Below are 13,287 nucleotides of genomic sequence, written 5' to 3'. Positions count from 1 at the left end.
TCCGCGACTCAACAACAAAACCCACCGGAGACAAGCGATGAACAAGAGGACCACCCTGACCTGGCTGGCCACGGCCGCCGGCCTGTGCGCCCTGGCCGCCCTGCCCGCCCACGCGGCAGACCCCACCGAGATCCGCATCGGTTACGCCATTTCCAAGACCGGTCCGTACGCGGGCGGTGCCAGCACCACCGTGCTGCCGAACTACCAGCTGTGGCAGCAGGACCTGGAAAAGTCAGGTGGCATGCTCATCAACGGCAAGCGCGTGCCGGTCAAGTTCGTCGAGTACGACGACCGCAGCAGTTCCGAAGAAGGCGTGCGCGCCGTCGAGCGCCTGGTCAACCAGGACAAGGTCGACTTCATCCTGCCGCCCTGGGGCACGGCGATGAACCTCGCGGTCGCGCCCATCCTGGACCGCCACGGCTACCCGCACCTGACCACCACCATGATCACGGACCGCATTCCGCAGCTGCGCGAACGCTGGCCCAACACCTTCTTCTTCACGCTCACCTCCACCGACTACGCCAACGGCGTCATCGACCTGCTCACGCGGCTGCGCAGCGAGGGCAAGATCAAGGGCGACGTGGCCATCGTCAACGTGGCCGACCAGTTCGGCGTGGAGCTGTCCAAGGCCGCGCGCGACGGTCTGAAGAAGGGCAACTTCAATGTCGTCTACGACCAGAGCTACCCGCTGGGCTCGCAGGATCTGCAGTCCATCCTGAACGAAGTCAAGCGCCGCGACCCTGAGGTCTTCCTGGCCTTCAGCTACCCGCCCGACACGCTGGCGCTGACCGACCAGGCGCGTGCCGTGGGCTTCAACCCCAAGCTGTTCTACACCGCCATCGGCACCGTATTCCCGGTCTTCAAGGACCGCTTCGGCGCCAACGCCGAAGGCGTGTTGGGCCTGGGCGGCGTGAGCCCCGAACTGCCGGTGACCAAGGCCTACCGCGCCCGCCACCTGGAAGTCTTCAAGAAGGAAGCCGACTACAACGGCAGCGCGGTGACCTACGCCACGCTGCAGGTGCTGCAGCAGGCGATCGAGCGCGCCAACAGCATCGAACGCAAGGCCGTCTCGGCCGAGATCGGCAAGGGCGGCTTCAACACCGTGATCGGCCCGGTCACGCTGAAGAACCGCATCTGGAGCGAGGCCTCCTCGGTCGGCCAGTGGCAGAACGGCCAGTTCCAGCCCGTCTCGCCCGCCAACGCCATCGGCGTGAAGCCGGTCGCGCTGCCCAAGCCGGCCTGGAAACAGTAACGCGTCACACCCGCCCCCACGGCACCGCCCGAACCACGCGCAGACGTGGCGGGCGGCTCGCCTTTTCCGTTTTCCCTTCACCCACGACAACGCTCCATGGCATTGATTGACGCCCTGCTCAACGGGCTCACACTGGGCGGCGTGTACGCCCTGATCGCGATGGGCCTCACGCTGCAATACGGGGTGGCGCGCATCATGAACCTGGCCTATGGCCAGATGCTGATCGCCGCCGCCTTCGCCGCCTACGCCCTCTTCACCACCTTCGCGCTGAGCCCGCTGCTGGGCCTGCTGCTGATCGCGCCCGCTGCCTTCGCGCTGAACTGGCTGCTCTACCAACTGCTGCTCACGCCGCTGGTGCGGCGCGCCAGGACCAGCGAAGCGCTGGAGGTGGACAGCATCCTGGCCACCTTCGGCCTGCTGTTCGTCATCGAAGGCATCGTGCTGGTGATCTTCGGCGGCAACTACTACAACTACGACTACCTGGGCCAGGTCATCACGCTACTGGGTTCCCCGATCAAGGCCAACCGCCTGCTGGCGCTGGGCTTCGCGGTGGTGATCGGCGTCGGCCTGTACCTGGTGCTGCACCACACGCGCCGCGGTACGGCGCTGCGCGCGGTCGCGGTCTCGCCCACCTCGGCCCAACTGGTCGCGATCGACGTGCGCAAGGCCGCCGCCTTCGCGTTCGCGCTGGGTGGTGGTCTGGTGGCCGCCAGCGGCACGCTGGTCAGCATGTTCTTCACCATCAACGCGTCCATGGGCGTGGTCTTCACCATGAAGGCCCTCATCGTCGTGATCATGGGCGGCGTGGGCAACCTCATGGGCTGCCTGGTGGCGGGCCTGCTGCTGGGCCTCACCGAAAGCCTGGTGGCCACCTTCGTGTCACCCGGCCTCACATTGGCCGTCACCTTCGGCCTGTTCCTCCTGGTTCTCATCATCCGCCCCACGGGCATGTTCGGAAAGGCCGGGGCATGAAGCGCGGCGACATCGTGTTCGTCACGCTCGGCGTGGCGGGGCTGGCGGCCTGCGCGCTGCTGCCCTTCTTTGGCAGCGGTTACGCCATGTCGATGGCGATCAACCTGCTGATCTTCACCGTGCTGGCCACGGCCTGGGCCCTGTTCTCGGGGCCCACGGGCTATGTCTCGCTGGCCACCGTGGCCTTCTTCGGCCTGGGCGTGTACGTGGCCGCGGTGTTCGGCGAGGCCTGGCCCTGGCCGGCGGTGCTGGCCACGGCCGCGCTCGCCGCGCTGGCGGTGGCGCTGCTGGTGGGCCTGGCCACGCTGCGGCTGCGCGGCGTGTACTTCGTGATCTTCACCTTCGGCCTGGCCGAGCTGATCCGCCAGGTCGTGACCTGGTACGAGGCCAACCACTCGGGCTCGGTCGGGCGCTACCTGTTCCTGGACATCGAACAGAAGCACATCGTCTGGCAGCTCACCGCGCTGGCCGCGCTGGTCTACCTCGCGGGCTGGGGGGTGAAGCGCTCGCGCGTGGGCCTGGCGCTGCGCATGATCGGCGACGACGAGATGGTCGCGCGCCACTGCGGCGTGCACACCACCTTCGCCAAACTGCTGGTGTTCGGCATCAGCGCCATGTTCATGGCCCTGGCCGGCGCCATCGTGGCGCCGCGCTGGACCTACATCGACCCGACCATCGCCTTCAACCCGGTGGTCTCGTTCCAGGTGCTGATCATGGCCCTGCTCGGTGGCGCCGCGCGCCTGCACGGCCCGGTGCTCGGCGTGATCCCGCTGGTGCTGCTGTTCGAGTTCCTCTCGGCCAACTTCCCGAACTACTTCAGCATCCTGCTGGGCTGCACCTTCCTCGTCATCGTCTACCTCGCGCCGCGCGGCATCGTGGGCCTGATGGACCGCCTGCAAGGGGGCAAGGCATGAGCGCCCTGTTGCAGGTGAACGGCCTGGTCAAGCGCTTCGGCGGCCTGGTCGCGGTCAATGGCGTGGACTTTTCGGTGGCCCAGGGCGAGATCGTCGGCCTGCTCGGCCCCAACGGCTCGGGCAAGACCACCGTGATCAACCTGATCTCGGGCGCGCTGCCGCCCACGGCCGGCTCGGTGAGCTTGCAAGGCCAGGAATTGACCGGGCTGCCGGCCTTCCGTGTGGCGCGCGCCGGCGTCGCCCGCACCTTCCAGCTGGTGCGCGTGCTGGGCTCGATGGACTGCGTCGAGAACGTGCAGGCCGGCCTGGCTTTCGGCACGCAGAACCTGCCTCAGCGCGCCTCGCGCGCGCAGGCCCTGAAGCTGCTGGAGCGCGTGGGCATGGCGGACTTCGCCCACACCACCGCCAGCGAACTCACCTACATCAACCAGAAGCGGCTGGAGCTGGCGCGCGCGCTCGCGCTGCAACCGCGCCTGCTGCTGCTGGACGAATGGCTGTCCGGGCTGAACCCGTCCGAGCTGGTGGACGGCATCGCCCTGTTGCGCTCCCTGCGCGAGGAAGGCATCACCATGCTGATGGTGGAACACGTGATGGAGGCGATCCGCGCGCTGTGCGATCGCTGCGTGATCATGAACGCGGGCACCCGCATCGCCGACGGCCCGCCGGCCGCCGCGCTGGCCGATCCGGCCGTGGTGCGCGCCTACCTGGGAGACGACGATGCTTGAAGTCAGCCAGGTCAGCGCAAGCTACGGCCACCACGTGGCGCTGCAAGGGGTGGACCTGCGCATCGGCGCGGGCGAGGTGGTGGTGATGCTGGGCGCCAACGGCGCCGGCAAGTCCACCCTGCTCAAGTGCATCGCGCGCCTCATCCCGTCCCTGCCGGGCAGCCGCATCGCGCTCGCCGGCCAGGACCTGCTGGCCCTGCCCGCCCACGCGGTGGTGGAAGCCGGCATCGCCCTGGTGCCCGAGGGCCGCGGCATCTTCGGCGAGCTGAGCGTGCGCGAGAACCTGCAGCTCGGCGCCCACGCGAAGCGCGCGCGCGCCGGCGAGAAGGAACAGCTGCAGCGCGTGCTGTCCATCTTCCCCAAGCTGGAGCAGCGCATGGGCCAGATGGCGCAGACCATGAGCGGCGGCGAGCAGCAGATGGTGGCCATCGGCCGCGCGCTGATGTCGCAACCCCGTGTGCTGCTGCTCGACGAACCTTCGCTCGGGCTCTCGCCCATCATGACCGGCGAGCTGTTCCGCGCGCTGGCGCAGATCCGCACCCTGGGCGTGAGCGTGCTGCTGGTGGAGCAGAACGCCCGCCGCAGCCTGCGCATCGCCGACCGCGGCTACCTGCTGGAAAACGGCCGCATCGTCGGCCAGGGCTCGGCGCAGGACCTCGCGCAGGACCCGGCGGTGCAGCGCGCCTACCTGGGCGGCGTGGCCACCGAAGGCGTTGCCGCATGACCCTCCACCTGCGCTCGCGCCCTGAGACCGTGGTCTGGGGCTTTCTCGCGCCCGACGTGCCCCCCGTGCTGCGCATCGCCTCGGGCACCACGGTGGACATCGACACCGTCAACGCGCTGTGCGTGCCGCCCGACGCGCCCGAGGCCTTCTTCGAGCGCCACCGGCTCGAACTCACCGACGCCGCACAGGACATCTGCGACATCGTGAAAACCGTGCCCAAGGGCGTGGGCCCGCACGTGCTCACCGGACCGATCCACATCGAAGGCGCCGAACCCGGTGACGTGCTGGAGGTGCGCATCCATGAAGTCGAGCCGCGCGCGCCGCACTACGGCGTCAACTTCACGCGGCCCGGCGCCGGCAGCCTGCCCGACCTGTTGCCCGCGCCACGCACCCAGGTGCTGCCGATCGACATGGCACGCCGCACCGCCCGCTTCCGCGAAGGGCTGGACATTCCGCTGCGGCCCTTCATGGGCATCCTGGCGGTGGCGCCCACCTCGCGCGTGTCGTCCATCCCGCCCGGGCGCTTCGGCGGCAACATCGACCTCAAGCACCTGGTGCCCGGCGCGCGCCTCTACCTGCCGGTGCAGGTGCCGGGTGCGCTCTTCTTCACAGGCGACGGCCACGGTGTGCAGGGCAACGGCGAGGTCAACCTGACCGCGCTGGAAACCTCCATGGCGACCCGGCTGGAATTCGTGCTGCACCCGCGCCGATCTCTCGCCTGGCCCATGGCCGAAACGCCCAGCCACTACATCGTGATGGGCCTGGACGAAGACCTCGACACCGCCGCCGCCGACGCGGTGCGGCGCGCGGTCGAGGTGCTGCAGGCCTTCGCGGGCGTGGACACGGGCGAGGCCTACGCGCTGGCCAGCCTGGCGGTGGACTTCGAGGTCACCCAGCTCGTGGACGGCGTCAAGGGCATCCACGGCTGCATCCCCAAATCGCTCTTCACCTCGGCGGCCGAGGCCTGGTGGGGACCCGTGCCATGACCCACCCCGAACCCCTGACAGAAAGGACCCCCGTGTCGGACTTTGAAGGACAACATTGCGTGCTCACCGGCGGTGCCGGCAGCATCGGCCTGGCCGCCGCGCGCCAACTGCTCGCGCGCGGCGCCTCGGTGCACCTCGTGGACCGCGACCCGGCGCTGCTGGAGGCCGCGCGCCAGGCGCTCGCGGCCGAAGGGCACGGCGAGCGCGTGGGCACCAGCGCCGCCGACGTGAGCGACAGCCGCCAGACGCAGGACTACCTGGCGCAGGCCGTGGCGCGCGCGGGCGCGATCGATTTCCTGTTCTGCAACGCCGGCCTCAACGGCGAGATCGTGCCCATCACCGCCTACCCCGACGACGTGTTCGACACCGTGATGGCGGTGAACGTGCGCGGTACCTTTCTGGCGCTCAAGCATGGCCTGCCCCTGATGCGCGACGGCGGCAGCGTGCTGATCACCTCCAGCGTGATGGGCGTCACCGCCGACCCCGGCGTGAGCGCCTACGCCACCTCCAAGCACGCGCTGATCGGCCTGATGCGCGTGGCCGCCAAGGAAGTGGCGCCGCGCGGCATCCGCGTCAACGCCATCGCGCCCGGCCCCACCACCAACGGCTTCCAGAACGACATCGAGCGCCGCCTGAGCGACGTGGTCGGGCGCGACGCCACGCAGATGCTCAACGAGGCCATCCCGCTGCACCGCCATGCCCAACCCGAGGAGATCGCGCGCATGGTGGTCTTCCTGGCTTCGGCCGGCAGCAGCTTCTCCACCGGCGGCGTGTTCATGGCCGACGGCGGCATGCACATCTGACCCCACCCCCAACAAGAAAGGACCCCACACCATGCCCGAACTCGCCACCAGTGAATTCTGGAAAGACCTCAAGCCGATCGAGAAGGTCTTCCAGCCCGATGCCCTGCCCGAGGTCTACATCCCCAACGCCGCCACCGAGGACGAGCGCCTCTACGTGCCCTTCACCGAGACCGTGTCTTCGCGCCCGCTGTGGATCTCGCCGACCCAGAACAAGTGGTGCGACATCCTGATGGCCAGGAAGGCCGGCCTGGTCAACCGCCACTACCACCCGCATCAGGTTTTCGCCTATACGATTTCCGGCAAATGGGGTTATCTTGAGCACGAATGGACCGCGACCGCGGGCGACTTCGTCTACGAGACCCCGGGCGAGGGCCACACGCTGGTGGCCTACGAGCACAAAGACCCGATGAAGGTGTTCTTCATCGTCGAAGGCCCACTGATCTGGCTGGACGATCAGGGCGAGTCGAACGGCTACTTCGACGTGCACCAGTACATCGCCCTGTGCCGCGCCCATTACGAGAAGGTCGGCATCGGTGCCGCCTTCGTCGACACCCTGTTCCGCTGACCCTGGAGAGCCCACACCGTGGAAGTTTCATTCAGCCAGGAAATCGAATCGCTGCGCCTGGGGGACGGCCAGACCTTCCACGGCGAAGGCATCCTCGCCATCACCAAGGCGCTGCTGCAGTCGGGCGTGGCCTACGTGGGCGGCTACCAGGGCGCGCCGGTCTCGCACCTGCTCGACGTGATGGTGCAGGCCAAGCCCTACATGGACGAGCTCGGCGTGCACGTGGAAGCCTGCTCCAACGAGGCCTCGGCCGCCGCCATGCTGGGCGCGTCCATCCACTACCCGCTGCGCGGCGCGGTCACCTGGAAGTCCATCGTGGGCACCAACGTGGCGGCCGACGCGCTCTCCAACCTGGCCTCGCCCGGCGTCACCGGCGGCGTGCTGGTGGTGGTCGGCGAGGACTACGGCGAAGGCGCCAGCGTGATCCAGGAGCGCACGCACGCCTACGCGCTCAAGTCGAGCATGGTGCTGCTGGACCCGCGGCCCGACCTGGAGCGCATGGTGCACATGGTCGAGCAGGGTTTCCGCCTATCCGAGGCCTCGAACATGCCGGCGCTGATGGAGCTGCGCATCCGCGCCTGCCACGTGCGCGGCAGCTTCACGGCCAAGGACAACGTCAAGCCTGCGCTCTCGCGCCACAACCTGATCGAGGAGCCGGCCAGCTTCGACTACAACCGCCTGGCCCACCCGCCCGTGACCTTCCGCCACGAGAAGCTCAAGAGCGACGAGCGCATTCCGGCCGCGCGGCGCTACATCGTCGAACACGGCCTGAACGAGCACTTCGACGGCGCGCACCAGGACCTGGGCCTGATCGTGCAGGGCGGCCTGTACAACACCCTGATCCGCGCGCTGCAGCAGTTCGGCCTGGCCGATGCCTTCGGGCGCAGCGCCATTCCCATGCTGGTGCTCAACGTCACCTGCCCGCTGGTGCCGAAGCAGCTCACCGACTTCTGCGTCGGCAAGCGCGCGGTGCTGATGCTGGAAGAGGGCCAGCCCGAATACATCGAACAGGAGCTCGCCACCCTGCTGCGGCGCGGCGACATCCAGACCCCGCTGCACGGCAAGGACATGCTGCCCAACGCGGGCGAGTACACCGCCGAGGTGATGGCCAACGGCCTGGCGCACTTCATCGGCCGCTACCTGCAGGACCCGGCCACCCAGGCCGTGACCGACGCCGCGCGCGCCTGGCTGCAGGGCAACCAGACGCGCCGCCAGGAAGCCGCGCAGCAGCTGCAGGCGCCGCTGCCCGCGCGCCCGCCCGGCATGTGCGTGGGCTGCCCCGAGCGGCCCGTGTTCTCGGCCCTCAAGCTCGCGCAGCAGGACGTGGGCCCGGTGCACATCGCGGGCGACATCGGCTGCCACGCGCTGGCCACCTTCGAGCCCTTCTCGTTCGGCCACTCCATCCTGGGCTACGGCATGAGCCTGGCCAGCCGCGCCGGCGTGTCGCCGGTGATGAAGCGGCGCGTGCTCTCGGTGATGGGCGACGGCGGCTTCTGGCACAACGGCCTGCTCACCGGCGTGCAGTCGGCCCTGTTCAACGGCGACGACGCGGTGCTGCTGATCTTCAAGAACGGCTACACCTCGGCCACCGGCACGCAGGACATCATCTCCACGCCCGGTGACGAGGCCAAGGAAGCCGCCGCCGACAAGCTGCAGAGCCTGGCCCACACCAACCAGACCATCGAGACCACGCTCAAGGGCCTGGGCGTGCAATGGATGCGCACGGTGCACACCTACGAGGTGGACACGGTGCGCGCCACGCTCACCGAGGCCTTCACCACCGAGTTCCAGGGCCTGAAGGTGATCGTGGCCGAGGGCGAATGCCAGCTGGAGCGCCAGCGCCGCATCAAGCCCTGGATCGCCAGCCTGCTCAAGAAGGGCCGGCGCGTGGTGCGCGTGAAGTACGGCGTGGACGAGGACGTGTGCAACGGCGACCACGCCTGCATCCGCCTCTCGGGCTGCCCCACGCTCACGCTCAAGGACAACCCCGACCCGCTCAAGGTGGACCCGGTGGCCACCGTCATCGACGGCTGCGTGGGCTGCGGCCTGTGCGGCGCCAACGCGCACGCGGCCACGCTGTGCCCGTCCTTCTACCGCGCCGAGGTGATCCAGAACCCGCGCTGGCACGAACGCCTGATCCATACCCTGCGCGGCAGCGTCGTGCGCCTGCTGCAACCGGCCTGAACCCTATGTACCCCCACGCTCATCACTCTGTGTATTCACTGCCCCCCGAGGGGGCGCGGCCATCCCTTGGGGCGGCCCGGCGGGAGGCACCATGACCACCACGCAACCCATCTCCCTGCTGCTCTGCGCCCTCGGTGGCGAAGGCGGCGGCATCCTCACCGACTGGCTGGTGGACACCGCGCGCCACGCGGGCTACCCGGCGCAGGCCACGTCCATCCCTGGCGTGGCGCAGCGCACCGGCGCCACCACCTACTACCTGGAGGTCTTCCCGGTGCCCACGGCCGACCTGGGCGGGCGCCGGCCGGTGTTCGGCCTCAACCCCCTGCCCGGCCGGCTCGATGCGCTGGTGTCCTCCGAGCTGCTCGAAACCGGCCGCCAGATCACCAACGGCCTGGCCTCCAGCACGCACACGCTGGTGATCAGCTCGTCCGCGCGCGCCCTGACCACCGGCGAAAAGATGGTGATGGGCGACGGCCGGCGCGACAACGCCGAACTGCTGGCCCTGGTGAACAAGCACAGCCGCGCGCGCCACGTGCTGGACATGGCGGCGCTCACCAAGCAGGCCGGCACCGTGGTCAGCGCGGTGATGCTGGGCGCGATCGCCGGCAGCGGCCTGCTGCCGTTTTCGCGGCGCGACTACGAGGCGGTGATCGCCGAGAGCGGCGGCGGCGCCAAGGCCAGCCTGCGCGGCTTCGCGCTCGCCTTCGACGCGGTGAACGCGCAGCGCACCCAGGCCGCCTACGTGGAGCAGGTGCTCGCCGATGGCGCCGCGCCCGCGCCGCAGCAGGCCGTCCTGCCCGAGGCGCTGCGGCGCGAGTTCCCGCTGGAGGCGCACGGCATCATGGCCCTGGGCCATGCGCGCGTCTGCGAGTACCAGAACGCGGCCTACGGCGAGCGCTACGCCCAGCGCCTGCGCCGCGTGCTGGCCGCCGAGACGCTCGGCGACCCGAAGAACCTGCACGGCCACCGCACCACGGTGGAGATGGCGCGCTGGGTCGCGCTGTGGATGGCCTTCGACGACATCGTGCTGGTGGCCGACCTCAAGAGCCGCGCCAGCCGCCAGGCGCGCGTGCGCGGTGAGGCCAAAGCCGGCCAGGACGACCTGCTGCGCGTGTACGACCACTTCAAGCCCGGCGCGCCCGAGTTCGCGGCCATGCTGCCCGAAAGCCTGGCGCAGCGCGTGCTGGCCTGGGACCGCAAACGCGTGGCGGCCGGCCGGGCACCCTGGGCGCTGCCGCTGAAGATCGGCACGCACTCGGTGCTGGGCATGCTCGCGCTGCGCGGCCTGGCCGCCTGCAAGCGCCTGCGCCCGCTGGGCAGCCGCTTCCACACCGAGCAGGCGCTGATCGACCGCTGGGTCGACGCCGTGGTGCGGCTCGCCGCCCTGCACGCCCCGCTCGCGCACGAGGTGGCGCTGTGCGGCCGCCTCATCAAGGGCTACGGCAGCACCAACGAGCGCGGCAAGGACAACCTGCTGCACATCATCGACCACCTCGCCCTGCCCGCGCTGGCCGACCCGGCCAGCGCCACCCAGCGCGCCCAGGCCGTGGCCGCCGCGCGCGGCGCCGCGCTGAGCGACGAGGCCGGCAAGGCACTGGACCAGGCCCTGCGGCAACACGGCGCGCCCGCGCGCCCCGTCAAGGCGCAGCCGATCCGCTGGCAGCACAATCCCCGGCTCAAGGCCAAACCGGCCTCGACAACCTGAATTTCCGTTTTTCACAACAAAGGAGACCCGCATGAAGCACCACCCCACCCCCCTGTCTTCGCTGCCCTGGCGCCGCGCGGCCGCCACCGCCCTGCTCACCCTGGGCACCGTGACGGGCGCGCTCGCGCAGGCCTTCCCGGACAAGCCGCTCAAGGTCATCGTGGGCTTCCCGCCCGGTGGCGCGGCCGATCAGATCGCGCGCCTGGTGTCCACGCCCCTGGCCACCGCGCTGGGCCAGCCAGTGATCGTGGAGAACCGGGCCGGTGCCAACGGCAACATCGCGGGCGAGGCGGTGGCGAAATCGCCCGCCGACGGCTACACCCTGCTGCTGAGTTCGGGCGGCATGGTCTCGGTCAACCCGCACCTCTCGCGCATGAGCTTCGACCCGGTGAAAGACCTCACCCCCGTGGCCTCGGCCGCGCGCGTGCTGGTCTACCTGATGGCGCGGCCCACGCTGGAGGTGAAGAACGTGCAGGAACTGGTGGCCATGGCCAAGGCCAACCCCGGCCGCATGAGCTACGGCTCGGCCGGCAACGGCAGCTCGCCGCACCTCGCGGGCGAGATGCTCAAGGCCCAGACCGGCATGTTCACCGTGCACGTCCCCTACCGCGGCGCGGCGCCCGCACTCAACGACCTGATGGGCGGGCAGATCGACTACTACTTCGACCCCGGCATCGGCCTGGCCCACGCCAAGGCCGGGCGCACCAAGCTGCTCGCCGTGGGCAGCCTCAAGCGCTCGCCCCTGTTCCCCGACGTGCCCACACTGGACGAAGCCGGCCTCAAGGGTTTCGATGCCGACACCGTGTTCGGCTTCTACGCCCCGGCTGGCACGCCGCCGGCCGTGATCACGCGCATCAACACCGAGGTCAACAAGATCCTGGCTACCGCAGGCGTGAAGGAACGCATCACCGCGCTCGGCGGCGAAGCCCTGCCACTCACGCCCGCCGAGTTCGGCAAGCGCGGCATGGACGACTCCCAGCGCTTCGGCGCGATCATCCGCGACCGCAAGATCACGGCCGACTGAACGCGCGGCTGGCCTTCATCACGCCATGTAGACGGCGATGAAGGCCAGCATGAAGATCTGCAGCACGCCCATGGCGGGCAGCATGAGGGGCATGTAGTGCACCACCGAGTCGAAGATGTCCTCGGCCTCCTCGTCGGTGTAGACCCTCAATTCCGGGTCCGAGTAGTCCTTCGGGTGCTCGGCCAGGGCCTGGTCGGGGGCGGGCTGGGTGTGCGGTGTGTGCATGGCGGTCCTCTCGCAGTGAGTGATGCGCCTGGGCGGGCAAACGGTGTTCCCGCGCCCTCCGCCTCACTGTCCGGGGGGCGTGAACGCATCATCCCCCTTTTCGGCAAAAGCTTCTAGATCGCCACCAACTGCCGGATGCCCTTGGCCTGCATTTCGCTGCCCGGGCCGCTGGCGATCACCTCGCCGCGCTCCATCACGAGGTAGTGGTCGGCCAGGGCCTCGGCGAAGTCGTAGTACTGCTCCACCAGCACGATCGCCATGTTGCCCCGGTCCGCCAGCATGCGGATCACCTTGCCGATGTCCTTGATGATGTTGGGCTGGATGCCTTCGGTGGGTTCGTCCAGGATGAGCAGCTTCGGGCCGGCCGCCAGGGCCCGCGCGATGGCCAGTTGCTGCTGCTGACCGCCCGAGAGATCACCACCCCGGCGGCCCAGCATCTGCCGGAGCACCGGGAACAGCTCGAACAGCTCGGCCGGGATCGGCGTGCTGCCCTTCTTCGTCGCCAGGCCCATGAGCAGGTTCTCGTGCACCGTGAGGCGGCCGAAGATCTCGCGGCCCTGCGGCACGAAACCCACGCCCAGGCGGGCGCGTTCGTAGGGCGTGGCCTTGTGGATGGGAGTGCCGTCAAGTTCGATGCTGCCGCTCTTGATGGGGACCAGGCCCATGAGGGATTTGAGCAGCGTGGTCTTGCCCACACCGTTGCGGCCCAGCACCACCGTCACCTTGCCGAGCTCGGCTTGCAGGCTGACGTTGCGCAGGATGTGGCTGCCGCCGTAGTACTGGTTTATTTCCTTGACGCTCAGCATTTTTGTGTTCCTTCCACGGATTTGCTTTCGTGGCGAGCCGGGTCGCGCCCCGGCAGGCGCCTCACTTTCTTTTGCTTCGCCAAAAGAAAGTAAGCAAAGAAAAGGCGACCCCGCTGGCTGTGTCCCTCCGCTGCGCTCCGGGCAACCTCCGGTGCTCGCGGCGGGCGGGGTCTGCGCAAACTCGCTTCGCTCAAACATGCGCAGCCCTTTTTCCGCCCACCGCTCCGCTCCTCGGCACAGCCAGAAGGGGGCAAGCGGGATCGGGAACGGACTCCCTCTCTGGCCGGAAGGGGATTCCGCCCCCGATCCCGTCTGTGCCGTGTGGCCGGGCTGAGCAGCGCAGGGGGGCGGGGAAAAAGAAGTTCGCATGTTCGAAGGCCGCGCAGCGGACAAGTTTGCGAA

The 13,287-nt window shown here is 69.2% G+C and carries 13 protein-coding genes; 11 read left to right on the top strand and 2 right to left on the bottom strand.

Annotated features, from left to right (window positions below):
* Window positions 1–37 precede the first annotated feature (37 nt).
* From ACODTB_RS24245 to ACODTB_RS24195, 11 genes are all read left to right on the top strand, one after another.
* A complete protein-coding gene (locus ACODTB_RS24245) occupies window positions 38–1,252 on the top strand; it encodes an amino acid ABC transporter substrate-binding protein (protein ID WP_291120826.1) in 1,215 nt (404 codons plus the stop codon).
* Between the two features lie 96 nt (window positions 1,253–1,348).
* Window positions 1,349–2,224, top strand: a complete 876-nt coding sequence (locus ACODTB_RS24240) for a branched-chain amino acid ABC transporter permease (RefSeq protein WP_291120824.1) — start codon at window positions 1,349–1,351, stop codon at window positions 2,222–2,224.
* On the top strand, window positions 2,221–3,138 hold the full coding sequence (locus ACODTB_RS24235) for a branched-chain amino acid ABC transporter permease (RefSeq protein ID WP_291120822.1): 918 nt from the start codon (window positions 2,221–2,223) through the stop codon (window positions 3,136–3,138). Before ACODTB_RS24240 ends, ACODTB_RS24235 begins: the two co-directional genes overlap by 4 nt.
* The gene (locus ACODTB_RS24230) at window positions 3,135–3,863 is read left to right on the top strand and encodes an ABC transporter ATP-binding protein (protein ID WP_291120820.1); all 729 of its coding nucleotides are present in this window, start codon (window positions 3,135–3,137) and stop codon (window positions 3,861–3,863) included. The genes ACODTB_RS24235 and ACODTB_RS24230 overlap by 4 nt, the downstream gene beginning before the upstream one ends.
* Window positions 3,856–4,587 (top strand): ABC transporter ATP-binding protein, encoded by a 732-nt coding sequence (locus ACODTB_RS24225; RefSeq protein ID WP_291120819.1) that lies wholly within the window; start codon window positions 3,856–3,858, stop codon window positions 4,585–4,587. Before ACODTB_RS24230 ends, ACODTB_RS24225 begins: the two co-directional genes overlap by 8 nt.
* Window positions 4,584–5,573: an acetamidase/formamidase family protein gene (locus ACODTB_RS24220; RefSeq protein ID WP_291120817.1), complete on the top strand. Its 990-nt coding sequence runs from the start codon at window positions 4,584–4,586 to the stop codon at window positions 5,571–5,573. Before ACODTB_RS24225 ends, ACODTB_RS24220 begins: the two co-directional genes overlap by 4 nt.
* A gap of 32 nt (window positions 5,574–5,605) precedes the next feature.
* Window positions 5,606–6,376, top strand: a complete 771-nt coding sequence (locus ACODTB_RS24215; RefSeq protein ID WP_291120815.1) for an SDR family NAD(P)-dependent oxidoreductase — start codon at window positions 5,606–5,608, stop codon at window positions 6,374–6,376.
* Between the two features lie 31 nt (window positions 6,377–6,407).
* Window positions 6,408–6,941, top strand: coding sequence for a 2,4'-dihydroxyacetophenone dioxygenase family protein (locus ACODTB_RS24210; RefSeq protein ID WP_291120814.1), 534 nt, complete (start codon window positions 6,408–6,410; stop codon window positions 6,939–6,941).
* 18 nt (window positions 6,942–6,959) lie between these two features.
* Window positions 6,960–9,125: a thiamine pyrophosphate-dependent enzyme gene (locus tag ACODTB_RS24205; protein ID WP_488929823.1), complete on the top strand. Its 2,166-nt coding sequence runs from the start codon at window positions 6,960–6,962 to the stop codon at window positions 9,123–9,125.
* Between the two features lie 91 nt (window positions 9,126–9,216).
* Window positions 9,217–10,830, top strand: a complete 1,614-nt coding sequence (locus ACODTB_RS24200) for an indolepyruvate oxidoreductase subunit beta family protein (protein ID WP_291121961.1) — start codon at window positions 9,217–9,219, stop codon at window positions 10,828–10,830.
* Between the two features lie 31 nt (window positions 10,831–10,861).
* A complete protein-coding gene (locus ACODTB_RS24195) occupies window positions 10,862–11,854 on the top strand; it encodes a Bug family tripartite tricarboxylate transporter substrate binding protein (protein WP_291121963.1) in 993 nt (330 codons plus the stop codon).
* A gap of 18 nt (window positions 11,855–11,872) precedes the next feature.
* On the opposite strand, the gene ACODTB_RS24190 is transcribed toward ACODTB_RS24195, so the two are convergent.
* Together ACODTB_RS24190 and urtE are read right to left on the bottom strand one after the other, a co-directional pair.
* A complete protein-coding gene (locus ACODTB_RS24190; RefSeq protein ID WP_291121965.1) occupies window positions 11,873–12,079 on the bottom strand; it encodes a hypothetical protein in 207 nt (68 codons plus the stop codon).
* 113 nt (window positions 12,080–12,192) lie between these two features.
* Entirely contained in the window at window positions 12,193–12,885 is a 693-nt protein-coding gene (gene urtE / locus ACODTB_RS24185; RefSeq protein WP_291121967.1) for an urea ABC transporter ATP-binding subunit UrtE, read from the bottom strand.
* Window positions 12,886–13,287: the final 402 nt, after the last annotated feature.

It is taken from the genome of Hydrogenophaga sp. FG152, from assembly GCF_057809615.1.
Note: the sequence above shows the minus strand (reverse complement) of the source record. Positions and strands in the feature narration are given on the sequence as shown.